Raw genomic sequence first — 23,944 nt, forward strand, 5'->3', positions numbered from 1 at the left:
ACTTACTACTCGGATTTTGATAGCTGCATTCTCACAATGTTACGCCCATCTCGTTTGGCTTGATATAAAGCGTCGTCGGCGTAGCCTACCACTTCGGTTAAAGGACGTTGGGTATCGGTATGTGAAACGCCGAAACTAGCGGTAACTTGAAGTGAAGCGGAACCCGTAGAAGCAGTCATTTGCGACATATATTCACGTAGCTTCTGAGCAACTTCGTAGGCCTGTTCAGGGCTGGTATCAGGTAATAAAAGTAAAAATTCTTCACCTCCCCATCGGCCTACAACATCACCATGACGCAAATGGTTATTCAACATATTAGCAATTTGTTTAAGAACGTTGTCGCCTGCATTATGGCCATGGGTGTCGTTGACAGCTTTAAAGTGATCAATGTCAATCAAGATAAGCCCTACCTGTAGTCCTTTATCCAGCATTTCGGCATAACGCAACTCAACTTTATTGCGGTTAGGTAAACGGGTTAGCGGATCTGTCTGGAAATTTTTCTGCATGTCTTGCTTGAAGTAATAAAGCAAGTGATAGATGAGCATGAATAATGCGAATATGATCACTAATAAGGTTACGACACTGATGATGAAACTACGACTGATTTCGGTTTGTCTGTCTTGTAGGGGAGTTAATAAGTACATTGTCCAACCGAATGGATCAACTTTAACTTCAGCAATGAGCGCATCCATCCCTGACGTCTTTACCAATAAATTGTTCAAAGAACCTTCGGGTAGACTGTCTACATCTATATCTTGATACCAATCTAAGCTTTCTAAGGTTTTGAATGTCGCATTTTCAACGATTAAATCGGGATCGGAAGATAGGGCAATATTGTTGTCTTGATCAACAAAAATGAAATCATAGCCATACTGGCGTTTATACTGGTCGAAGATATCTACAAAGCTATCAAGGCTCTTACTCGTTCCAAAAAATCCTAGAAACTCTCCTTTGCTATCATATATTTTTAAATCAATATAAAAGTGCGGATCTTGCCATTGGCCGATATCTGCGATTGCGTCCTTAGGGACTTCTTTGTAACGAAAATACCAATCAACTTCTCCTTCAACGAGTGCCAATTGAGATCCATCTGAATTATACTGAATACGACTGCTTTCACTGGCAATAAAGAATTCCATATTGAACTCATTTTCTAGCCTTTCGAGCATCGAAAACATCGCGCTTTCGTCGATCTCCTTATTTTTCATTAAATTTTGTAATTCTTTGGCCTTGCCTAAGGTTTTCGACACATGCAAAGGTTCTAATAAGTGATCAATGATGAGAGTGATGGCGGGGGAAATGGATTGTTGTTGGGCTCTGCTTTGCTCAGCCACAATTTTAGACGCAGTGAAGTGCACAAGGGTCACAATAGAGATAACCACTACAGCAAATAAAATTAGTATACTACGGTGTAAAGTTCTAAAGGCGTTCAACGAAATCCACTTTCCATTTAATAATCTCAAGACGCTATCTTAACGATAAGCGGCTTATACTTCTACGAATAAAATTAGAACACAATTTAGTCAGACAAATAATATATGCTTTGAATGATATTACTAGACCTTTTTGTGAGCTTAGTTAGAATAAATAGAATTTTATGATTTAAGGATTCTCTATGACGTTTTCAGTAGTTGTGCTGGCTGCAGGCAAGGGCACACGAATGAAGTCTAAATTACCCAAAGTACTTCACCCCATCGCAGATAAACCTATGGTGCAACATATTATTGATACTGTGAACACCTTAGGGGCTGAAAACATTCATTTAATCTATGGTCATGGTGGCGAGCAACTGCAAAATGCATTGGCTCATAATCAACTTAATTGGTGTTTACAAGCCGAACAATTGGGCACCGGCCATGCGGTTCAACAAGCCGTGCCTTATATTAACGATGACGAGGATGTGCTTATTTTGGTGGGAGATGCGCCTTTAATAAAAGCACAAACTTTGCAGCAGCTTATTGATGTTAAGCAACAATCTGATCTTGCATTATTAACCGTTGAATTAGCCGATCCTACAGGAATGGGACGCATTGTTCGGGATGGCGAAAACGTAAAAGCAATTGTAGAGCACAAAGATGCCACAGATGCACAACGGCAAATAAAAGAAATTAATACCGGTATGATGATTATGGGCGGAGCTGACCTGAAACGTTGGTTGTCTGCGCTAAATAGCGACAATGCTCAGGGGGAATTTTATCTTACCGACGTGATTGAAATGGCAGCCAATGAAGGAAAAGTGATTAAAGCATCCCATCCCAGCAGTTCAGTGGAAGTTGAAGGGATTAATAACCGCAAACAATTAGCCATGATTGAAAGAGCGTATCAACTAGAAACCGCTGAAAACTTGCTAATGGAAGGCCTGTATATTTTAGATCCCCATCGTTTTGATTTACGCGGTGAATTGTCGTTTGGCGTAGATTGCAGCATAGATATCAATGTGATTGTAAAAGGAAAGGTTATTTTAGGGAACAATGTGAAAATTGGACCCAACTGTATCCTAATTGACTGTCAAATAGGCGATGATACCGTTATCGAAGCAAACTCTATTATTGAACAAGCCGAAGTGCATAACGGGTGTAGTGTTGGTCCTTATGGTCGGTTAAGACCTGGAGCGGTGATGCATGACAAATCTAAAGTTGGCAATTTCGTAGAGATGAAAAAAACCGTGTTGGGTAAAGGTTCCAAAGCCAATCACTTAACCTATTTAGGCGATACATTAGTCGGTGAAGGGGCGAATATTGGTGCAGGTACCATAACCTGTAACTATGACGGCGTGAACAAATCCAAAACCACCATCGGTGATGGCGCATTTATTGGTTCTAACAGTGCCCTAGTTGCGCCTGTCACAATCGGTAAAATGGCCACGGTTGGTGCAGGTTCAACGGTAAGCAACAATGTAGACGATCATGAACTGGCCATAGCGCGTAGCAAGCAGCGCAATATTCAGGGTTGGAAACGACCGACTAAAAAATCCTAATGGATTCGTAATTAATGTTTTAAAAGCAATGCTTATATTATCTATTGCTAACTAAACAGTTAGAAGTGCTAAGCTTAGGCAATCGCCAAGTATTTAAAGGCCTTGAAGGAGGTCTTTAAAGCAAATAATTGGAAATAAATTCGAATATGTTTGAAAAACTCATTTCTAAATTGTTTAAGCGCACTGCGCCTAAACCTAAACTTAAGCCAACAACCAGTCCGTCCTTAGCCAGTAAACCGCTAGCCAAAGGGGTTCCAGCAGTGACTTCGGCAAAGCCCGAGCCAGGGGAAAGTTCAAAACAGACTAGCCTTGCAGAAGCCAATGTGTCAGACATTCCACTCCCTGCAAAAAGTATTAAGATCAGCGTTACCTCATTTAATCGTTTGGAGTTTTTGTTTTACGATTATTTATTAGGGCCCTCTGCAACTACAACAACTTTAAACCCCTTGGAGCAATACATACTGACCCGGGTAAATCACGCTCTTAAAAGTCCGCAAGATGTGCTGACTCACTTTCCTGTTTTACCCCAGTCTGTATTAACGCTAACTAATTTATTAAATGATCCTGACTTTAATTTAACTGAATTCATCAAAGTGATTGAACAAGAACCCAGTATTGCCAGTGAACTGATGAAAAAGGCTAATAGCCCTGCTTATAAACGTGGAGACAATGAAATCACCGATCTACAAAAAGCGTTTATGTTGATGGGGGCTAAAGATATAAAAGAGTTTGTTTTAAATGGTTTTGTGAAAAAGTTATGTCATCAAAAGCCGGTATATTTTAAAGCATTTGGAGAAAAAGTTTGGTTGCACAGTCAAGAGGTTGCAGTGCTTGCAAAGTCTCTAGCCAAAGCTCGCAATTTAAATGCCGATGCAGCTTATATTATTGGTTTGATGCATGATTTGGGCAAAATCGTAATTTTTCAATTTATGGTGGAGGCTTTTCAAAAGAGTCACCCCGACTTCAAGCAAGATTCACTGGTGTTTAAGAAATTTCTGAGTCAGCGCTCAATGTTGCTTAGTGTGGAGCTTATGAAAATATGGGAAATGCCATCATTAATCATTGATGTGGTAAAAGACCAGACTATCTCTATAACCAACATCTCAGAGTTATCACCGCTTTCTGCAACACTTTTTGAAGCCAACCTTATGAGTGAGATCAGTCTCACCTTCCAAGCAGGTGATTACGATGAAGTAGCGTTAGAAGAAATGCTTGCAGAAGCATTATTGAGTGACCAAGCTAAAGACCTGCTCAGACATAACTTAGATATTTCCCCGTCTGTTGAAACTTAATGTGAAAATATCCAATAATTGTTATCTATCCCGGGTTAAATAACTTCTTAAAATCTCGGCTTCAATATCACCCACAGTAGGCTGATTATCTGGTGAACTTTCCATAAACATGGGGTTGTCAGTTTGAGAACCAAATATGGCTTCTACACCAGTAACACTAGAGGATTCTGATGCTAATGGTATATCTAAGCGTTGTTGTCGACGTTGTAATTCGTTCATTATTCTCTCTCGTTCCGCTTGTTCTCGTCTGCGTCTGCGAGCTTGCTCTTCTTGTATCTGACGTTGACGTGCTCGTTCATTCCAATAGCTAGCTCCCCCCCCAATGAGTCGATTTCCTAGCCAACCCACAGCTAAACCGGCAAGCAGACCAACCCCAAAGCCAATTGGACCACCTATGGCGGTGCCAATTGCTGCTCCAGCCCAAGCTGAACTGCCACCAATCACAGCTGCACGGCCTGTTCGAACCACAATCTCAGTGGCAGAGTTTTCTCTTCCATCGGTGGCAATATTGTAGGTTTCCATAACCGCATCTATTACCCCAGGCACAGCACGAGCACCTAATCGTGCAGCAACAGCTTTGGCCGAGGTAGCTTCTAGCCCCTCGGTTATTATCATTTGACCGGCTCTGGTACGCATGTAATGTTCACCAACTTCTGAAGCCGCGCCTGCGCCTCCCTCCAATAAGCCTAATTTGATTAAATGTGCTCGATAAGCAGGGTCATTTAAATTTGCTTGGTCATTCAATAGGTAATCTGCACCCACACCGATGGCAATTCCCAACCCAGCCGATCTAGGCGCTTGTCGCAACGCAGTTGTACGCCTTGCTTGTTGCCAGTCTCCGGCTGAAAATTGCGCATCAGGCAGGTTAGCTTGTTGTATTCTTCGCATTTCTTCAATTGCTTGAGCGGTACTGGTATCAATACCTGCTCGCATATCTGTTGGAGTTCTATTGGGTAAGGTATCTAAAAAGCTTTCATACCATCTAATGGTGTTCGTGTTGAAATTAGGTATGGCAACAGCTCTTGATGCTGCCTGTTGTCCAATTTGTTGAATCAGGTTGTCGAACTGCGCTGGTGTGATTCGTCCGTTTTGCCTAGCTAGGTAGAGTTCAGCACCATTTCGTAAGGGGGGCGAACTATCGTTTAAGTCAATTGGCGTGTTAAAACGGGTTGCTTTATAGATTGTTCTCATCGGTTCTAAATTCCAATTGGGTGATCTAGAAACTGTCCCTGAGTTGGTAAAGTCGGAACCTGTAGGGTTATTAAGTAGTGCTCTGTATTCGGCTAGATGATTTTCAGGTATCGCCAAACCTAATCCGTCACTCACTTGAGATAAAGTCATGTCAGGACGATAGGTACTAGCAAATCGCTGAAATTTTCTGGCGTCAGTATTCAGAATATCTTTGTGGCCACTTAGATAAGTCTTGAACCGGGTTCTAGCGCTTGGGCTGCTATAACTGGCTGTACCAGGGCGTGTTACTTTCACGGATAAATCTTGAAATGGTGAGCCCGAAGTCACTCGTATATCAGCAATTGGCACATTGCCCCGGGTAGCTCTAAATGGACGTAGCGGATCTCCCGACCATGTTCTGCCCGCATTGTTGTAGTTGCTACCGGTTAAGCCTCTATTTAAATCTGATGGTGTAAATGCCTCACCTATATCTCCTGCTCTAACGTTAACATTTCGGTAGGGGAGTGTCTGCTGTATAGCGCTGGCGCGAGGATCTATTAAGGAATAACCTCCGCTGTACGGGCGAATTCTGTCTTCATTACGATAGTTAATAGGAGAGGTCGGTCCAACTGGACTAGTATCATTTTCCCCCGAATATAGGCGTATAGCCTCTGATTCTTCACGTATCAGGGCGGCCTCAGAAGCTCGTAGTCTGGCCACATATTCAGCTTCAGACATAATAGGAATATCGATGTCGGACAAATGATCCTGAAACTGTTGCTCTGACATAATTGGATCTGGAAAAGAGCGGTTTGGTGTACCAATAACGGATTCCGGATGTATGGAGATAATAAGGGCTACGCCATTATTATCTTTCAACATATAGAATTTTTCTGGTGTTGTTGAGGTGGCTGTTGTCATCCACAAATGTCCATATTCAACCCGCTTGGTTCGTTCGGCTTTCAAACGTCTTCGAAAAGTTTGATAAGCTGAAGTTTCCGGTAGGCTTACATTGCCATTACTAGCAAACCATTGCTCAACTCTAATCGATTCTACATTTAGCGTGTCGTTGCGCATTTCCTCTACGTTGTAATCATCTGGGTTGAAGCTAAATTCATTTTCAGCAGGTTCACAAATTTCATCACCAGAGTATTGTTCAATAGATTGTTCACTAAACAAGGAAGCTCCATCAGCTTCAGATGTTTGATTTACAGATTGAGCAAGGGACTGTGATTGCATGGAGGGTTCCAGTTCACAGATATCCTCTTCCGGGGTTCTTTGAATTTGCTTAGTACTGGATTTTTGTTGGGTATGGGTAATTTCGTGAGCCATTAGCCCTATATCGCTAGAACTTTGTTTTGATCCAAGAAAGATATGATTACCCAAGGTAAATGCTTTGGCGTTTAGATCCTTTGCTGCTTTGTTTGAGGCTGAATTTTGGTGTACTCGGATTTGTGATAAATCATTGCTTAGAACTCGAGAAACTGGATGTTTGATGTCGTCAGAGACAGGACTGCCTTGATCGGGGTTTTTAACTATATTCTCAACTTGCTTAGTGATTTTGGGCTGGGATGAATTACTTCGCTGTTTTGTTCTTATCACTTGTGGATAGTGATCTGTGGATAAATTTACTTGAGAAGCGCGCTTGTTGGAATAACTAGGCTGATGCAAAACACTTCGTGCTACGGCGTCAGCCTCTTTTTCTAGAGAACTATTTGGATTTCCTACCTTTATAGTCGACGGTGGATGACCGTCGTTTGACCAGGTATCATTTATATAAGCAAGTTTCTGCCATGTAGGGTTGACCTTTGACGTTTTAAACTTAGGTTCTACCTTTACACTTTTGGATGGGGGTGTTTCATTGCTTCCCTTTGTGTTAGTTTTGCTAGTTGGATAGCTTGTTGTAGACACCTAGAACGATCCTTTTCACTTGTATGGTCCCCAGTACAATTAATTTTAGTCTAAAGCATACTGGTTGTACAAAAAACAGTCAGATTGTGTTCCCTAAACTTTTTCATCCGTTAAAAATACCCATGTATGAAACTAAATACTTGCAATTCGTAATTAATTATCTATTATTTCTTTCGTTTCGAAATTTAATTGCTTTCATCAATGGATATTATCGTGCAAAAACGCAATACCCAACAACGTCGTCGAGCCATCATTGAACGCCTAAATGAACAAGGGGAAGTGGCTGTAGAGGCTTTGTCTAAGTTATTTTCAACCTCAGAGGTGACAATTCGAAAGGATTTGTCTGAGCTCGAAAGTAATGGCTTACTGCTTCGAAAGTTTGGTGGTGCTGTGTTATTGCCTTCAGAATCTTCTGAATTAACCAACGAAAATCTTTCGAATCGAAAGAAAGCCATTGCGATTGCCGCTGCAACCCTTATTCAAGACCATAATCGTATTATTATTGATAGCGGAAGCACCACAGCAGCCTTAATACCTCACTTACCTGCTAAAAGGGGCTTAGTCATTATGACTAACTCACTGCAGGTGGCCAATACGTTATTGGAACGGGAAAATGAACCGCAAGTGTTAATGACGGGTGGTACTTGGGATCAGCAGTCTCATTCTTTTCAAGGGCAAATGGCAGAACAAATGCTGCGTGCCTATAATTTCGACCAAGCCTTTTTAGGTGCTGCTGGTTTAGATACCCAAAGAGGGTCAACCACATTTAATGAGTTAACTTCATTGAGTCGTACTATGGCAGAAGTGTCGAAGCAGGTCATCGTCATGGCAGAATCAGAAAAATTGCAGCGTAAAATACCCAATGTGGAATTGCCTTGGTCAAAAATATCGATATTGGTTACCGATGATGGCATCGATGACCAAGCTAAACATCAAATTGAACAGCACGGCGTAAACGTGATTTGCGCTCCAACCCTTGAAACACATTAGGAGAAGATTATGTGTGGGATAGTAGGCGCAATTGCCGAACGCAATGTAGTTGAAATATTGTTAGAAGGACTTAGACGTCTTGAGTATCGTGGATACGATTCTGCTGGTGTCGCTTTGCTAGATGGTAACGGACATTTAACTCGGGAACGTCAAATTGGTAAAGTGCAAGCATTGAGTGACGCCATAAAAGCCAACCCAATAAAAGGTTCTACTGGCATTGCTCATACACGCTGGGCTACCCACGGTGGGGTCACTCAGAAAAATGCTCATCCCCATTTTTCAGACGAACGTATTGCCGTGGTGCACAATGGCATCATCGAAAACTATGAAGATCTGCGCGCCGATTTGCAGAGTAAAGGCTACACCTTTGGTTCAGATACCGACACAGAAACCATTGCCCATACCGTGCATGAAGAACTGAAAAAAGGGAAAGATTTATTGCAAGCAGTGCAAGATTCTGTGAATCAGTTTCACGGTGCTTACGGTACTGTAATTATGGATAAAATGGACGCAGAGCGAGTCATTGTTGCTCGCTCCGGTAGTCCGTTAGTAATTGGTTTAGGCATTGGCGAGAACTTTATCGCATCAGATCAAATGGCTTTGCTACCCGTGACGCGCCGTTTTATGTTTTTGGAAGAAGGCGATGTGGCTGAAATTACTCGCACGTCCGTGAAAGTCTATGCAGCAGATGGTACTTTGGTCGAGCGTGATGTATTCGATTCAGATATTGAACATGATGCCGGTGACAAAGGTGGTTATCGCCATTACATGCTCAAAGAAATCCATGAACAGCCTACTGTTGTGCGCAATACACTGCAAAATCGATTAGGCGAAACCGATCTGGTAGAAGGGATATTTGGCGCTGGTTCAGAAGCGATTCTAAAAGATATTAAACATGTACAGATTATAGCTTGTGGTACTAGTTACCACGCAGGCATGACTGCGCGTTATTGGTTAGAGCAATATGCAAATGTCTCGTGTAACGTCGAAATTGCATCAGAATTTCGCTACCGTAAATCTGTTGTGATGCCAAATAGCTTGTTGGTGACCATTTCTCAGTCTGGTGAAACGGCTGATACTTTAGCTGCCCTCAGATTAGCGAAAAGCGTGGGCTATATGTCGAGTTTGGCAATATGTAATGTGCCAGGCTCATCGTTGGTACGTGAATCCGACATGGCCTTTATGACCTTAGCGGGTGCAGAGATAGGCGTTGCCTCTACCAAAGCATTTACCACTCAGTTGACCGGATTTTTAATGCTGACATTAGCTCTTGGAAAGTACAATGGTATGTCTGAAGACGATAAAAAGTCTATCGTGAGTGGGCTACATAGCTTGCCAGCTAAATTGGAAGAAACACTGAGTTTAACCGCTGGAATTGAAGACCTAGCCGAAGAGTTTGCCGACAAACAACACAGTCTTTTCTTAGGTCGTGGCGATCAATATCCCATTGCCATGGAAGGCGCGTTAAAACTCAAGGAAATCTCCTACATACATGCAGAAGCCTATGCATCAGGCGAACTAAAACACGGTCCATTAGCGTTAATAGATGATGAAATGCCAGTAATCGTTGTAGCACCGAATAATGAGCTACTCGAGAAGTTAAAATCAAACGTCGAAGAAGTCCGCGCCCGTGGCGGAATCATGTACGTATTCGCCGATAGACAAGCAAAATTCGCCAGTGACGACACCATGCGCGTGATAAACGTACCGCACTGCGAACCGGCTATCGCGCCTATCGTCTACACATTACCTCTGCAATTATTGTCATATTACGTTGCAGTGATAAAAGGCACAGACGTAGATCAACCTCGAAATCTAGCTAAATCTGTAACAGTAGAATAGAAATTATAAGGGCCGAAAGGCCCTTGTGCGAGTATATTAAAGTTTGAAACTAGGCATTAATGTTTGAAACTCGCACAACTATGTTAAACCCGCTTTTGGTCGGGTTTGTGCCATTGCCGTCATTGAGCAGAAGTGCTCTGACAGGCAGCTTCGAGCCTATAAGCGGTCGGTCGAGTGTTGAACGTTACTGAGATGTTTGTTTCATTTGCGGGTCGTCATTCGACCTTGATTGAATTGGTGGTAATTGTAGTATTCCGGACAATCAGCTTCTTATTGGTGAATACACAATTCAGTAATCATTTTCAGTTGTTTTGAATTTCCAGACGAAGAGCACCGTATTTTCTGCAATACGGTGCCCAACAATCACACTCTGGTTAATTTGGAGTGAATCATCCGATACAAAATAGGCAAAACCACCAATGTTAGAATGGTGGACGAGATGATCCCGCCAATCACCACCGTTGCAAGCGGTCTTTGCACTTCAGCGCCAGTCCCGACATTAAGTGCCATGGGAATAAAGCCTAAGCTTGCTACCAGTGCTGTCATCAAAACCGGACGCAATCTTGTGATAGCTCCGTCAACGATTGAGTTAATTAAGTCACCTGTTTCTAGTACTCGCTGTTTAATAAATGACAACATCACTAGGCCGTTTAGTACCGCAATACCAGAGAGCGCAATAAACCCGACTCCGGCAGATATAGACAGTGGCATGTCACGCATCCAGAGCGCGAAAACACCTCCTGTTAAGGCTAAAGGCACACCAGTGAAGATGATCAAGGCATCACGAAATGAGCCAAACACGACTACCAGTAACACAAGTATCAGAAAAAGCGTGGCAGGCACCACGATAGACAGTCGCTGACTGGCACTTTCAAGCTGCTCAAACGTGCCACCATAATCCAGCCAGTAGCCTGCTGGGAGTGAAACCTGTTCGGTTATTTTGATTTTTGCTTCGTCAACAAAGCTCCCTAAGTCGCGCTCTCTGACATTGGCGGTAACCACGACTCTGCGCTTACCGTTTTCTCGACTGATTTGATTGGGAACAGACGAGTACCCCAGCGTAGCGACTTCTGATAACGGCACAAATTCCCCATCCGATGTAATGATAGGAGTGCTGCCAATGGCATCTAAATCTGTACGGATACCTTCACCAAATCGCACAAGCAACTCAAAGCGTCTATCTCCCTCAAAAATTAAGCCAGCAGTATTACCACCGATAGCTGACGCCAACCACTCCTGCAAATCGGCCACGTCCAATCCATAACGTGCCAACTCGACTAGCTTAGGGTTGATAGTGAAGATAGGGATATCATCGACCTGTTCAAGTCGTGCATCCGCCACGCCGTCAATTGATTGTAAAACCGTTAAGATGTCGTTTGCAGAAGCAACCAGCGTGGTTAAATCATCTCCGAAGACTTTTATACCAAGGTCAGCCCTTACCCCACTTATCAACTCGTTAAAACGCATTTGGATAGGTTGGGTAAACTCATAGTTATTGCCTGTCACCGCTTGTAAATCTCGCTCAAGGGTTTCCACGAAATCAGCTTTTGATAGGTTAGGATCAGGCCACTGCGCTCGTGGTTTTAGCATCACAAAGGTATCGGTTACGTTGGGCGGCATCGCATCGGTGGCTACTTCTGCGGTACCGGTTTTCGCAAACACTGTGAGTACCTGTTCGTATTCCATCAAGGTAGATTCAAGTGTTTTTTGCATTGCGACGGCTTGTTCAATACCTGTGCCCGGTATTCGCATGGCGTGCAGTGCGATGTCTCCTTCGTCAAGCTGGGGAACAAACTCAGAGCCTAATCGCGTTGCCAACCATAAGCTGCCCACTACCAGCACGACTGAGCCGAAAAGCACTATCCAGCGTAATTTCAGTGCAAGATTAATGATAGGACGATAGGCGGATTTAGCTGCAACAATAATGAAGCTTTCTTTCTCACTGACTTTACCTGCCATAAACATCGCGACTGCCGCCGGTACAATAGTAATGGAGAACAGCATCGCTGCTATCAGCGCCATGATGACCGTTGCCGCCATTGGTTGGAACATCTTGCCCTCAACGCCTGTCAATGAGAACAGCGGGATATACACGACAGTAATAATCAATACACCGAATAAGCTAGGACGAATGACTTCGTTGGTCGCTTGAAAAACCAGTTCTAGCCGCTCTTTAAGTGGCAAGACTGTGCCTGTGCGTTTCTGAGACTCGGATAACCGCCTGATACAGTTCTCTACGATGATCACCGCACCATCGACAATTAATCCAAAGTCCAATGCGCCAAGGCTCATTAGGTTGGCAGACACACCTGTATTAACCATCCCTGTAATGGTCGCCAACATCGCCAGCGGTATAACTGCCGCAGTGATGAGCGCGGCGCGAATATTGCCAAGCAATATGAACAAGATCACTATGACTAACAACGCACCTTCTACTAAATTCTTCTGAACCGTTTCGATAGCTTTATCGACCAATAGGGTACGGTCATAGACTGGCTCAATGACAATACCATCAGGTAAGCTGGATTGAATGTCCTTCACCTTTTTGGCAACGGATTGAGCAACGGCTCGTGAGTTTTCGCCGACTAGCATCATTGCCGTACCTAAAACGGTCTCTTCACCCTCCTGCGTTGCCGCACCAGTTCTCAGCTCCTTACCAATAGCCACACTGCCAATGTCTTTCACCGCAACGGGGACAGTATTAATGCGTTTTATTACCACATTTTCGATATCGCTAAGTGTTTGAAGTTGACCTTGTGAGCGCACCAGTATTTGTTGCCCATTTCGCTCAACAAACCCCGCCCCCTGATTGGTGTTGTTTCGCTCCAGAGCACGATGGATATCACTTAGACTAATGTCAAAATTCAGCATAAGCTGTGGTTCAGGATTCACATGGTATTGCTTAACATAGCCTCCAATGGCGTTGACTTCAGTGATCCCCTTAACCAGTGCGAGCTGCGGTTTTACGATCCAGTCGTGTATCTCGCGAAGCGCCATTGCATCGTACGGCTCACCGTTTTTTTGCATGGTATTTTGCTTGGCTCGCAAGGTATACATGTAGATTTCACCCAACCCAGTAGCGATAGGTCCCATTTCAGGCTCTAACCCTTCAGGTAGCTGACTTTTGATTGCACCTAATCGGGTATTGATGAGATTACGTGCAAAATACAGATCAGTGCCTTCATCAAATACCGCTGTTACCTGAGCTAGTCCGTAGCGAGATAAAGAGCGGGTGTAGGACAGGTCAGGTAATCCCGCCAGTGCTGTTTCTACTACGAATGTGATCCGCTGCTCGGTTTCCAAAGGCGAATAACCCGGTGCTTGTGTATTGATTTGCACTTGCACGTTGGTGATATCGGGTACCGCATCGATAGGTAATTTTTGATAACTGAATATCCCCATGCCCAGCACAAGGAAGATCAACATTAGCATTATCCCTCGTCGCTCTATGGATAAACGTAAAATGGATTCAATCATGTGTTCGTCCCCCAATAACTGAGTCGCATGACCAAGTAAATAGCATTGAGTTATTAGTGGTCATGACCGGCCTCCGACTTTTCTAAATCGGCTTTAAGCAGATAGCTGTTCTGGCTGACAATCACATCTGCAATGTGCAGACCTGATAACACTTCAATATTTTGGTTATCTTGTTGACCTAAGGTAACGGGCACGGGACGGTATTCGCCACCTTCTTTGACAAACACGACAGAAGCCCCCTCAAACTCTTGAATCGACGTTTTAGGCACCATCATGGCGACATCAAATTTTTTGATTGTCACAAGCCCTTTGATAGCCGCGCCAACCGGCCACTGACCTGAGGTATTAGCTATTTTGGCATACGCCAATATATACGGTTTTTCATCTGGTGACGGTAAGATATGTTGGATAGTGGTGTCTAACGCTGCCCCTGACAGGCTAAGCTGAACGGGTTGCTGCTCTGCAATATCTGATAGCTGTTGTGGGAAGACTTTAAGCTGTGCCCACACGTCATCATAGTTTGCGATTGAAAATAGCACTTGGCCATTGGATAACTCGCCTTCATTGGCATGTCTGGCAATCACGGTGCCTGAAAACGGCGCGGCAACAGGATAACTTTTAAGGCTTTCGTTGGATTCAACGATTGCTAGTGTCTCTCCTTTTTTAACTTTGTTACCTAAATTTGCATTGACCTTGGTCACCATACCGTCGAATCGTGCACGCACATGACTCAGTGAAGCAGGGTCGGTCACGATATTTCCGTAGACAGTGGTGGTAATAGTGAGGCTACCCGTTTGCACACTTTGCGTCATTACGCCCATTTTTTGCGCCATGCTATCTGACATGAATACGCGTTCCCCCTTATGGGCTTCCTCTTTACCATGTTCGCCTTCTGATGCTTGTATTGTGGTGCTTGAAAAAAATCCCAAGGCACTACAAACAATGAAAACTAACAGAGTGTTTTGCTTCTTAATTAATATATTTTTGTTCATTTTTCTTTACTCGAAAAAGAGGTGTTGATCGTATCCACAAGAGGCTGTGCAGTCAGTGATTCGATATCTGCACCACGCTGATGAGCTTGCTTCGCTGATTGAATTAAGGCTTGTTTGGCATTGAGTAGTTCTTGACGTGTACTCACCCATTCAAGGTAGCTGAATCGACCGTTTAAATAGGCTTGTTCTACTAATTCCAGCGCTTGGACTAAGGGTGGGATAATAGAGTTTTGCAGTGTCTGTACATTGAGCAGCGCATTGTTTCTGACCATCAAGGCCATATTTAGCTGATGGTATAGTTTTTGTGTCGCTGACTCTTTTTGTTGTACCAGCTGCGCCTGAATTGCTCGCTGTTTTTCGTACGCGCCAAGGTTTCGGTCACCGGCAAACAGAGGCATACTCAGGCCTGCTACAAAGGCTGTTTCATCTATGCCATTCATGCGCCTGATACCAGCCGTCCAGCTTAAATCCGATTGATTAGCTGCTTGAGTAAGACGGACTTGAGATGCCTGCAATCTCGATTCTTGCGCATAGACCTCAAGATTGGGACTGTCCAATAAGGTGGTAAAAAGCGCGGTTAACGAAGGAGACGATTGCAGCGCAAATAAGTCACCCTCCACATCAGTAAAAGAGGGATCTTTTTCCCCCCACATAATAGCCAGACTATTTATCATGGCTCGCTTAGTTTGCTGTGCGGTCACCACATCCAATCTGGCTCTTGCTAGTGCTGCTTCAGCGCGTTTCTGTTCATATGCAGGGGAAGCGCCTGCATCCACGCGTTTTGTGACAGCTTGATAGGTATATCGAGCAAGTGTTTCTGCATCTTTTTGCGCGTCAATTAACGCTTGTTGCGCCAATACATCGATGTAGCGACGTGTCACTTCAGCCAGTACATCCAAGGTGTCCACTTGTTTTTGTGCTTCGGCGAGGGTTGATTGTGCCTTAGCAAACGCCTTACGTGAGTTAAGTTTATTGCCCAATTCAATGACCGACGACAATGTGAGAGTCAACTCGGTGTCCTTAATGCCTGAGACCTCGCCTGTTCCTAAGAAGTTTTCCACTTCAATACCTACGTTTAGGGCTGGTTTAAGAGACGCAGTTTTAATTTCTCCCTCAATCGCTTGTTGCCTATATGTGAACTCATGCAACTCGGGCGAATTCGCTAATGTTCGCTGTATGGCACTTTGCAAGGTCATTTCGCGATTGGTGATACTGTTTGTTTGTGCTACTACCACGGTGTGTGTTGTCAAAAAAACAAGCATCGTGGAAATCACCCAAGCGTGCAAACGCATAGGGCGGCCCAATGAAATATGCATCATTGTTTTATTCCTAAATTATCAAAAATATATATCGCCAAGCTGCTGGCGAACGGTGTTTGATTAGTTCAGGGTTATGCTTTAGGTGGGCGTAATAATTGCGTGACCGGTGCATCTACTACTTTTGATAAGTAATAGAAGCCGTGATGGGTGGCAACAGAAGCAAGTTCAATTGCGGTGTTATTTCCAAGCCATTGGGCATGGGTTCCATGACAGTGACCACAATGGTGGCAATCAGCAGGATTGTGAGAAATATCTACGGTGGCGTTATCAGTATCAAGTAGTTCGTTAGATTGCAGTTGAACATGCGTCTTCACAGAAGCAGCGTTATCTCCTGCCTGATGTTCATGTATTTCGCCTAGATGTTGCGAGTCGATAGAATGAAAATCCAAGGACTTGGCGACAGCAGAAAACGACTGAAACAAAATCAGCGAAATCAGCAGGTAACTTGTCACCCTTACACTAAACATATCTATCTACTCTCATCTTTTTCATATTAACAGGTAATCTAACTAAGACCAATCAACCAACCTAAACAAAGCATTTCAATCGTTATATTACTCATCACGACAATCTTCATTGGCAAATTCAATTTCAATGGTAGTGTGCACAAAATCAAACTCATCAAGGCCTTGGCGAAGTTCGTCTTTTAGTGTTCTCAACTGAGAAACCGAAACATCTTGTTTCAACTCCACATGTGCCGTCATGACGCTATGTTCACCGTCCAGAGACCAGATATGAAAATGATGTATATCCGCCACATCATCAAATGACATGAGCACTTTACGCACTTCCTCCATCTGCTTAGCATCTGGCGTGGCTTGCAGGAATAACAATAAGGTTTCTTTTAGATTTCTAACTACATTGAATAAAATGAATAACGTGAAGCCAATCGATAAGATAGGATCTAAAATTGGCCATGGCTTAAACATCAGCACAATCGATACGATCAGCACTGCCACCCAACCCAAAACATCTTCAAGCAAATGCCAGTTTAAGATACGCTCGTTTAAGGAATTCCCTTCGCTAAGTTTATACGCAGCAAATCCATTAACGACGATGCCAAAAATTGACAGGAGTAACATGCCTTCGACTTGCGGCATTTCGGGTGCTGAAAGCCTTGGGATAGCTTCGAATAAGATCCATATTGAGCCGGTCGTTAACACTAACCCATTGATCAATGCACCAAGAAGTGAAAAGCGTTTATAGCCATAGGAAAATGTATTGGTTGCTTCTTTATCACTGAGTTTATTTAAGCTCCAAGCAGTACCAATGGATAAACTATCGCCCAAATCATGCACTGCGTCGGCCATTATAGCCGTGCTGTTTGTCAGCCATCCGCCGATAAATTCAATGATAGTGAATACGACATTCAAGAAAAATGCCCAGCCAATCCGTTTTGATGCGCTGTTATCACTTTGACTGTGGTTATGATTATGCATGGTTGATTTTGTCCAATATCGCTTGATTTTCAGCGTTGATTGGCAGTCGCTTAAAAGGGCTGATGTCAGTGCCGCCTGTATTCCCTTTAGGTACAAGGCCGATAGCTGTTTTGGTTGCAGCACCAACTATCCTTATTACTTGTCCAAAAGCGGCTCTCCAATCTTTGTTTAGAAGACCATGTCGCAGCATTTTATAATGAATTAAACAATGGTAATAAGTAGAGTGCTGACCAATTACATGCGCATCCTCCAGCGCTGCAAATGCCTGCCTCTCATTATTGTTAGACATTGCATCTGAGTAATCTGTCAATTTGGAATCGATATGCGGCTTAACGGCTTTATTGTATGTCATAGTGGCTCACCCACTTTACCTTTCTGTACTTCGTTATTAATTACTTCATGCTTGGCGTCTTTCAGGATCATCCACGCTCCGCGCAGCACGACAATCGACACTATACAGCCGATAACCAGATCCGGTACTCTGCTATCAAGCCATACCACTACAACTCCGGCCATGATGACGCCCATGTTGGCAATGACATCGTTAGCTGAAAAAATCCAGCTAGCTCGCATATGTACTTCGTCATTTTTATGATTTCGAATAATCATCAAGCAAGCGACATTTGCAATTAGGGCAATGAAACCCATTCCTATCATTAATGGTGAGATAGGCTCACTGCCCAAGAATAATCTTCTTGTAATATCAATGAGAATGATCACGCCCAGCAATAACTGAAAGTAACCACTGATTTGCGCAGCTTTGGCTTTGTGAAGTATAGATTTACCCACAGCATAAATACCTATGCCGTAAACAACCGCATCTGCTAGCATGTCCATAGAGTCTGCTATCAAAGCAGTAGAGTCAGCCAAAATACCCACGGTCATCTCAACGAAAAACATCGTCGCATTGATGCCGAGCAGCCAATACAGAACCTGTTTTTGTGAGGCATCTTTGATTTCCACTTCACAGCCGCATCCACTCATTGTTCAACTCCTATTCCCAAAACTATAGCTACAGTGTAAAGTCTATACCTAGTATAGGGTCAACAGCACAAAGGCACGTTTATGAAAATAGGTGAGCTATCAAAAAAAAGTGGGTGTTCTATTCAAACGATCCGTTTTTATGAAAAACAGGGGTTGTTTGAAGCTTGCAATCGCAGTGAAGGTAACTACAGAATTTACGACGCCTCATCGTTGAGGGCACTGCGATTTATTAAACAATGTCGCTCATTAGATTTGACCATAATAGAAATTAAACAGCTGTTGGATACAAAAAATAATCCCAATAAAAGTTGTTCTAGTGTGAACAATTTGATCCATCAACATATGGTTGACGTCACGCATCGCATTGCAGAGCTTGAGGAGCTAAAGATTACCCTATCTGAGATGGCCTCGGCATGCACAGATAATAGAAAAGTTAAAGAATGTGGGGTATTGCAGTTGCTTGAAGAGTGATACTGATATCTACAAGTCTTGTAGTTTTACGTTTGCCTAAGGTTTCATAATGGTACATGGTTCGCTAATTGATATTAGATAAAGTAACCAATACACAATAAATAGCTACGTCCGCTATCTTGGGCAAAGGAGTCGTTCGGCTATCGCTGCACCAACTGCTGCTAATCGCTCAAACCCGCTTGTCAGTTTATTAAGCAAGCCTGAGTTTCAAACATTAATTAGTCGAGTTTTATAAAGTTTAAGCTTTGGTTTACCCTAGTTACAAACATTGAGTAAGACCAATCACATGGACAGCCACAAACTGAATTCATATTCGGCAAAATTAATTTTTAGTATCTAACTAAATGAGCTTATCGGTGATTCGCGCTCTATTCACGGTCAGTCTTTACCCTCGTTTAGTTTCCATTATTCGAAACAAATGGGAACTAATACTGCTGATGTCATTCAAGTTTGATTCCAGCAAACTCTGGGATTTCATTTTTCAAACAATCAATAAACGCACTGAGTTTTAATGGCATGTAATCTCTGCTTGAGTAAACTACCCATGCAGATGTATCAAAATCTGCTGCAGCACATTCATAATCTGAAAACAGTTCTACCAAGCTACCATCGTTCAATTCGTCTCGACACAACCAGTCAGGTAGCAGTGCCACTCCCAATCCTGCTACCGCGCTAGCTGTCATCGTCATGCCGTGGGAGATTAATAAATGCCCTGTCACAGGAACGACTAGCTCTTTCTTCTTAGCTTGACGAAATTTCCAAGCTTCTCGATATCCAGGAATTGAAAATCTGAGACATTCCAATTCACTTAAACAAAAAGGATTATTGGTGATTGCATTCGATTTGATGAACGCAGGACTGGCACAAACAATAAACTTTCTAGGTGCTAACTCTTTACAAATAAAATCATCAGTAGGTTTTTTTCCGAAACGAATCGCGGCATCAATTTGTTGCTCTACAATATCTACTTGGTTGTCGGCAAGCACCAATTCAATTATCAACTTTGGATATTTCTTCCTCATAATAGGCAATAATGGAACCAATTTTTTTTGTCCGAATGAAGTACAAGCCGTTACTCTGAGAGTGCCGATAGGTTGATTCGATAGATCTAAAGCCCGTTCTCCTGCTTGTATAAACGTATCGACCAGTCCTTCTACTTGCCTAAAATAGGATTTTCCAGCTTCTGTTGGAGATAATTTACGTGTCGTTCGTTGGAATAGGCGAAAACCTAAAGTGGTTTCAAGCTTCCGAATAGACCGCGATACTGATGAAGGATCAATATTTCGCATTCTTGCCACTTCGGCAAAGCTGTTGCGTTTCACTACTTCAACAAACAATTGAATATTGTTCAAATCCATTCGTGCACTCCTTACATTAATATAATGATTATATGCCTATTTACTGTGCAAGTAACCAACTGTAGTCTTTCTAACGTGTTGGTAAATCAAACTTAGAAAAGGGAGAGATTCAAATGGGATTAAAGTTTTATAAGCAATTTTTCACAACAAAAACTGAAGTTTTAGCAGACATAGAAAAAAATGATACTTGGCCAACTACTTTTGTATCAGGGGCGACAGAAGGGCCTCCTGTGCATTGGCATAACGATGAAGTTCACGCTTACATCATGCAAGGAGAAACTGATTTTTTAGATGCACAAACCAACGAGCGAACAATGGTTTGTGCTGGGGATAAAATTGTAATACCTAAGGGAGAGTTACATGCAGAAGGAGCGATTAAAGATCGCGTTGTATATATTCTTGCCTTACCAGATCCGAGATTACCTGAAGATTTTCTTGCAATGTTTACACCCGAACAGTGCGTTGATAAATAAAAGATATAATGTGCCTATGATTGTAAAAATCCAATGACTGATTATAAGTTTGAAGTAAAATAGATACCGATTCATGAGCACATTTTAAGCACACTATAATTGCCGCTACATTTAGCTCACAAGATAAACCCAGCATTATTCCTAAGACCGCATAAGTCTGTTATATTTTACTGGCTTGGTTATTACCTTTTGTTTTGACCTCCTAGCTTTCATAATAAGCGAAAATAAGGAACAAAAATGTTGAACCTCAAAGGTACAAGCACGGTTTTCATTTCGTTGTTAGTTTTTTTATTGTCTGCTTGTTCTTCGAATCCCAAGTTAATGCCTACCCCCAATGTATTTGTAAATAATCTTTATTCAGAAAGCGAAATACCTGAAGCTCTGCGTGAAACCAGTCTAGAATTGATATATGTGACAGACCGCGGCACTTCCGAGAAAAAAGGGGTTATATATGATGCAAGTCGCTCGTCATCACTTGCATACGGTGTTGCCAAAGTAAATTTTGCAGATAAGTTGCTATCTTGGGAAGAATTAGTAGAACAAAGCACCCTGCAAAAACGATCTGCTGATTTAACCTACGTACTAGAACAAGTCGATGAACAAGGTCGTTTTCCGGTATCGCCGTATAAATTTAGGCGGGTAGGAGAACGACTTCAAATTGACGAAGACATTCTAGAACAAAAGTCGTTTCATGAAACGCAACTAAACAACAATATCAATCAACGTTTAAAAAATAGTGAAAATAAAGATGTTATTTTATTTGTTCATGGCTTTAATAATACCTTTAACGAATCAGTATTTACCCTTGCAGGCATTTGGCACTTTCTGAAACGCCAAGGTGTGCCTATTGTATATTCTTGGCCAGCGGCGGCAAAAGGCGTAACCGCATATTTTGCAGATAAAGAATCGGGGCAATTTACGATTTTTCATTTGAAAGAAACCTTGCGACTGCTGTTTAAAAATCCCGAAATAGAAAATATCCATATTATTGCTCATAGTCGAGGTACCGACGTTGTCACCACAACACTACGAGAACTTATCATCGAGAATAGAGCTAGTGGCGGAAACCCAAGAAAAGACTTACGTATCGAAAATCTTATTTTAGCTGCTCCGGATTTAGATTTTGGCATTATTAAACAACGCCTAATGGCTGAACAGTTTGGCCCCGCTTTTGGAAAAATTACTATTTACACGTCGCAAGAAGATAGCGCTTTAGGCATTTCTCAATGGTTAACTAACGGCTTGAGTTTTGGGCGGTTGAATACAAAAGATGTGAATATGAATGAGCGTAATATTTTCAATTCAGTGGGAAATGTGAGCTTAATCAAAGTACCTAAGTCAGTAAACTTTATAGGGCATGATTACTTTCATAGCAATCCTGCAGTAAGTTCAGACCTTATCAATCTGATTTTATTCAATGCCGAACCTGGTTCGAAAGAGCGACCATTGAAAAGACTTGAAAACAACTTTTGGTCACTGGATTCTGATTATCTAATTGGAAAATAAGTCTTTTAACTACAAATTATTCGAAACAGAATCTTTTCGTTAGTCTTAACGCCTAGCTTTCAATAGACCTGATAATCTCAGGTATCTAGGCTAGTGCTCAATACATTTCGACTTCATACTTTTAAACTAAAGTGACCGGATTTATCATAATCTAGTATCGTTTTTTTCACGCTATTTTGTCTTATCGTTACTATCAATTCGTATTATTTCCATGAAAAGTTGTATAGTAAAAATACAATAACACTAATAAAAGGTATCTAAGCTATGAAAGGATTTCAGCTCATTCGCTGCATATTATTTTCTGTTTTTGGCGTATTCACGGCAAATACTCTGGCTATAGCAGACACTCAGTTCGTTTATGCAGATGCCTTTGTGAATGTTAAAAACGGTAAATTAATAACACGTCCCTTATTAGAAATTCAAGACGGTAAAATTGTCAAGATTACCGCCAATAATCGTGCACCATTACCTCAAAATACCGTCGATTTGAGCGGTCATACACTTTTACCCGGTCTGACCGATATGCACGTTCATCTTACTGCCGATTCACAACAACATGGCTATGCTGGCCTAGCTGACTCTTTACCTAGAGTGACATTAACGGGCGCAAAACATGCCAAAGTAACTTTAATGGCTGGCTTTACTACCGTGCGGGATGTAGGCGCTCCAGGCTTCTCCGATGTGGCACTACGTGATGCAATTAACGATGGTGACATTGAAGGGCCACGAATGTTTGTATCTGGTGACGCTTTAGGGGTGACAGGTGGGCACTGTGATAACAATCTGTTGCCTGCTGAATATAAAGTGACAGCCGATGGCGTAGCAGATGGTCCTTGGGGAGTGCGCAAAAAAGTACGTGAGAATATTAAATATGGCGCAACGGTGATTAAGTTTTGCGCTACAGGTGGTGTGTTATCTAAAGGCACCAAAGTCGGCGTTCAGCAATATACGCTTGAAGAAATGCAAGCCATAGTCGACGAAGCGCATATGCGCGGATTAACAGTGGCGGCTCACGCACACGGTACGGAAGGCATTATTAGTGCAATAAAGGCAGGAGTGGATTCAATCGAGCATGCTAGCTTTATAAATGATGAGGCTATTTCTTTGGCCAAGAAAAGCGGAACTTACTTTTCTATGGATGTTTACGTGACAGAATTTATTCTAAGTGAGGGTGAAAACGCCGGCATTTTAGAAGAAAGTTTAGCTAAAGAACGTACGGTAGGTAAAAAGCAGCGTGATAACTTTAGAAAAGCCGTAAAAGCTGGGGTGAATATGGTATTTGGCAGCGACGCAGGGGTTTACCCCCATGGCGATAACGCGAAACAATTTTCACGAATGGTTGAGTTTGGTATGACACCAATACAAGCCATACAGGCAGCAACCATCAATGCCGCCACACTGCTAAAGCAGGAGCAACTATTTGGCAGCATTGAAGAAGGAAAAATGGCCGACATCGTCGCCATTAAAGGTAACCCACTCAATGACATCAGCTTACTTGAGAACGTAGTCTTTGTGATGAAAGAAGGCACTGTGTATTTACAATCAGCACCCAAGTAACTTAGGGTGCATGGTTGGTTGAAATTAACCAGGGCGGTGTTAATTAGACAAGAATTTGTTGATTAATTGGACCGCTTAGTTTTTTACTTTAACATTAATTTAACATGGGCAGCCACAAACTGGACCCTAGGGAAACCCACATCAACTATGCTTAAAGTATTCTTAATTCAAGGAATGAATTATGCC

General features: G+C 42.5%; 18 protein-coding genes. 8 read left to right on the forward strand and 10 right to left on the reverse strand.

Annotation, left to right across the window (positions count from 1 at the left end; all coding sequences use genetic code 11):
• Positions 1 to 5 precede the first annotated feature (5 nt).
• On the reverse strand, positions 6 to 1,433 hold the full coding sequence (locus Q4574_RS18260) for a sensor domain-containing diguanylate cyclase (RefSeq protein WP_303476317.1): 1,428 nt from the start codon (positions 1,431 to 1,433) through the stop codon (positions 6 to 8).
• 182 nt (positions 1,434 to 1,615) lie between these two features.
• Here Q4574_RS18260 and glmU point away from each other — a divergent pair, with 182 nt between their 5' ends.
• Positions 1,616 to 2,977, forward strand: a complete 1,362-nt coding sequence (glmU, locus tag Q4574_RS18265; RefSeq protein WP_303476263.1) for a bifunctional UDP-N-acetylglucosamine diphosphorylase/glucosamine-1-phosphate N-acetyltransferase GlmU — start codon at positions 1,616 to 1,618, stop codon at positions 2,975 to 2,977.
• 146 nt (positions 2,978 to 3,123) lie between these two features.
• A complete protein-coding gene (locus Q4574_RS18270; protein WP_303476265.1) occupies positions 3,124 to 4,269 on the forward strand; it encodes an HDOD domain-containing protein in 1,146 nt (381 codons plus the stop codon).
• 21 nt (positions 4,270 to 4,290) lie between these two features.
• Here Q4574_RS18270 and Q4574_RS18275 read toward each other — a convergent pair whose 3' ends face one another.
• On the reverse strand, positions 4,291 to 7,350 hold the full coding sequence (locus Q4574_RS18275; protein WP_303476269.1) for a DUF4157 domain-containing protein: 3,060 nt from the start codon (positions 7,348 to 7,350) through the stop codon (positions 4,291 to 4,293).
• A 213-nt stretch (positions 7,351 to 7,563) separates the two neighbouring features.
• Here Q4574_RS18275 and Q4574_RS18280 point away from each other — a divergent pair, with 213 nt between their 5' ends.
• Together Q4574_RS18280 and glmS are read left to right on the forward strand one after the other, a co-directional pair.
• On the forward strand, positions 7,564 to 8,340 hold the full coding sequence (locus Q4574_RS18280; RefSeq protein WP_303476272.1) for a DeoR/GlpR family DNA-binding transcription regulator: 777 nt from the start codon (positions 7,564 to 7,566) through the stop codon (positions 8,338 to 8,340).
• A gap of 9 nt (positions 8,341 to 8,349) precedes the next feature.
• Positions 8,350 to 10,182, forward strand: a complete 1,833-nt coding sequence (gene glmS / locus Q4574_RS18285) for a glutamine--fructose-6-phosphate transaminase (isomerizing) (protein ID WP_303476275.1) — start codon at positions 8,350 to 8,352, stop codon at positions 10,180 to 10,182.
• Between the two features lie 363 nt (positions 10,183 to 10,545).
• Here glmS and Q4574_RS18290 read toward each other — a convergent pair whose 3' ends face one another.
• From Q4574_RS18290 to Q4574_RS18320, 7 genes are all read right to left on the reverse strand, one after another.
• Positions 10,546 to 13,659: an efflux RND transporter permease subunit gene (locus Q4574_RS18290; protein WP_303476277.1), complete on the reverse strand. Its 3,114-nt coding sequence runs from the start codon at positions 13,657 to 13,659 to the stop codon at positions 10,546 to 10,548.
• 53 nt (positions 13,660 to 13,712) lie between these two features.
• Positions 13,713 to 14,651, reverse strand: coding sequence for an efflux RND transporter periplasmic adaptor subunit (locus tag Q4574_RS18295; protein WP_025254202.1), 939 nt, complete (start codon positions 14,649 to 14,651; stop codon positions 13,713 to 13,715).
• Positions 14,648 to 15,970 (reverse strand): TolC family protein, encoded by a 1,323-nt coding sequence (locus Q4574_RS18300; protein ID WP_025254201.1) that lies wholly within the window; start codon positions 15,968 to 15,970, stop codon positions 14,648 to 14,650. The genes Q4574_RS18295 and Q4574_RS18300 overlap by 4 nt, the downstream gene beginning before the upstream one ends.
• A gap of 71 nt (positions 15,971 to 16,041) precedes the next feature.
• Positions 16,042 to 16,437, reverse strand: a complete 396-nt coding sequence (locus tag Q4574_RS18305) for a hypothetical protein (RefSeq protein ID WP_198825403.1) — start codon at positions 16,435 to 16,437, stop codon at positions 16,042 to 16,044.
• Between the two features lie 87 nt (positions 16,438 to 16,524).
• On the reverse strand, positions 16,525 to 17,409 hold the full coding sequence (locus tag Q4574_RS18310; RefSeq protein WP_025254199.1) for a cation diffusion facilitator family transporter: 885 nt from the start codon (positions 17,407 to 17,409) through the stop codon (positions 16,525 to 16,527).
• On the reverse strand, positions 17,402 to 17,761 hold the full coding sequence (locus Q4574_RS18315; protein WP_025254198.1) for a DUF3703 domain-containing protein: 360 nt from the start codon (positions 17,759 to 17,761) through the stop codon (positions 17,402 to 17,404). Before Q4574_RS18315 ends, Q4574_RS18310 begins: the two co-directional genes overlap by 8 nt.
• Positions 17,758 to 18,393: a cation transporter gene (locus tag Q4574_RS18320; protein ID WP_025254197.1), complete on the reverse strand. Its 636-nt coding sequence runs from the start codon at positions 18,391 to 18,393 to the stop codon at positions 17,758 to 17,760. Before Q4574_RS18320 ends, Q4574_RS18315 begins: the two co-directional genes overlap by 4 nt.
• Positions 18,394 to 18,474: 81 nt before the next feature.
• Between Q4574_RS18320 and cadR the strand changes: the two genes are divergently transcribed.
• Positions 18,475 to 18,864 carry a Cd(II)/Pb(II)-responsive transcriptional regulator gene (gene cadR, locus Q4574_RS18325; protein ID WP_025254196.1) on the forward strand — a complete coding sequence of 130 codons (390 nt, stop codon included), beginning with the start codon at positions 18,475 to 18,477 and terminating at the stop codon, positions 18,862 to 18,864.
• A gap of 440 nt (positions 18,865 to 19,304) precedes the next feature.
• Here the strand turns inward: cadR and Q4574_RS18330 are convergent, their stop codons facing one another.
• Positions 19,305 to 20,222 (reverse strand): LysR family transcriptional regulator, encoded by a 918-nt coding sequence (locus Q4574_RS18330; protein WP_303476293.1) that lies wholly within the window; start codon positions 20,220 to 20,222, stop codon positions 19,305 to 19,307.
• Between the two features lie 113 nt (positions 20,223 to 20,335).
• Here Q4574_RS18330 and Q4574_RS18335 point away from each other — a divergent pair, with 113 nt between their 5' ends.
• From Q4574_RS18335 to Q4574_RS18345, 3 genes are all read left to right on the forward strand, one after another.
• Positions 20,336 to 20,695, forward strand: coding sequence for a cupin domain-containing protein (locus tag Q4574_RS18335; RefSeq protein WP_303476296.1), 360 nt, complete (start codon positions 20,336 to 20,338; stop codon positions 20,693 to 20,695).
• 237 nt (positions 20,696 to 20,932) lie between these two features.
• The gene (locus tag Q4574_RS18340) at positions 20,933 to 22,201 is read left to right on the forward strand and encodes an alpha/beta hydrolase (protein ID WP_303476299.1); all 1,269 of its coding nucleotides are present in this window, start codon (positions 20,933 to 20,935) and stop codon (positions 22,199 to 22,201) included.
• 264 nt (positions 22,202 to 22,465) lie between these two features.
• Positions 22,466 to 23,758 (forward strand): amidohydrolase family protein, encoded by a 1,293-nt coding sequence (locus tag Q4574_RS18345; RefSeq protein ID WP_303476302.1) that lies wholly within the window; start codon positions 22,466 to 22,468, stop codon positions 23,756 to 23,758.
• Positions 23,759 to 23,944 lie beyond the last annotated feature (186 nt).

Source organism: Aliiglaciecola sp. 3_MG-2023 (assembly GCF_030548205.1).
Taxonomy (GTDB): domain Bacteria; phylum Pseudomonadota; class Gammaproteobacteria; order Enterobacterales; family Alteromonadaceae; genus Aliiglaciecola.

Bases quoted from the DNA above. Each gene is read 5' to 3' on its own strand.
- glmU (WP_303476263.1), top strand. From the start codon at position 1,616: ATGACGTTTTCAGTAGTTGTGCTGGCTGCAGGCAAGGGCACACGAATG.
- Q4574_RS18270 (WP_303476265.1), top strand. From the start codon at position 3,124: ATGTTTGAAAAACTCATTTCTAAATTGTTTAAGCGCACTGCGCCTAAA.
- glmS (WP_303476275.1), top strand. From the start codon at position 8,350: ATGTGTGGGATAGTAGGCGCAATTGCCGAACGCAATGTAGTTGAAATA.
- Q4574_RS18290 (WP_303476277.1), bottom strand. From the start codon at position 13,659: ATGATTGAATCCATTTTACGTTTATCCATAGAGCGACGAGGGATAATG.
- Q4574_RS18295 (WP_025254202.1), bottom strand. From the start codon at position 14,651: ATGAACAAAAATATATTAATTAAGAAGCAAAACACTCTGTTAGTTTTC.
- Q4574_RS18300 (WP_025254201.1), bottom strand. From the start codon at position 15,970: ATGATGCATATTTCATTGGGCCGCCCTATGCGTTTGCACGCTTGGGTG.
- Q4574_RS18305 (WP_198825403.1), bottom strand. From the start codon at position 16,437: ATGTTTAGTGTAAGGGTGACAAGTTACCTGCTGATTTCGCTGATTTTG.
- Q4574_RS18310 (WP_025254199.1), bottom strand. From the start codon at position 17,409: ATGCATAATCATAACCACAGTCAAAGTGATAACAGCGCATCAAAACGG.
- Q4574_RS18315 (WP_025254198.1), bottom strand. From the start codon at position 17,761: ATGACATACAATAAAGCCGTTAAGCCGCATATCGATTCCAAATTGACA.
- Q4574_RS18320 (WP_025254197.1), bottom strand. From the start codon at position 18,393: ATGAGTGGATGCGGCTGTGAAGTGGAAATCAAAGATGCCTCACAAAAA.
- cadR (WP_025254196.1), top strand. From the start codon at position 18,475: ATGAAAATAGGTGAGCTATCAAAAAAAAGTGGGTGTTCTATTCAAACG.
- Q4574_RS18330 (WP_303476293.1), bottom strand. From the start codon at position 20,222: ATGGATTTGAACAATATTCAATTGTTTGTTGAAGTAGTGAAACGCAAC.
- Q4574_RS18335 (WP_303476296.1), top strand. From the start codon at position 20,336: ATGGGATTAAAGTTTTATAAGCAATTTTTCACAACAAAAACTGAAGTT.
- Q4574_RS18340 (WP_303476299.1), top strand. From the start codon at position 20,933: ATGTTGAACCTCAAAGGTACAAGCACGGTTTTCATTTCGTTGTTAGTT.
- Q4574_RS18345 (WP_303476302.1), top strand. From the start codon at position 22,466: ATGAAAGGATTTCAGCTCATTCGCTGCATATTATTTTCTGTTTTTGGC.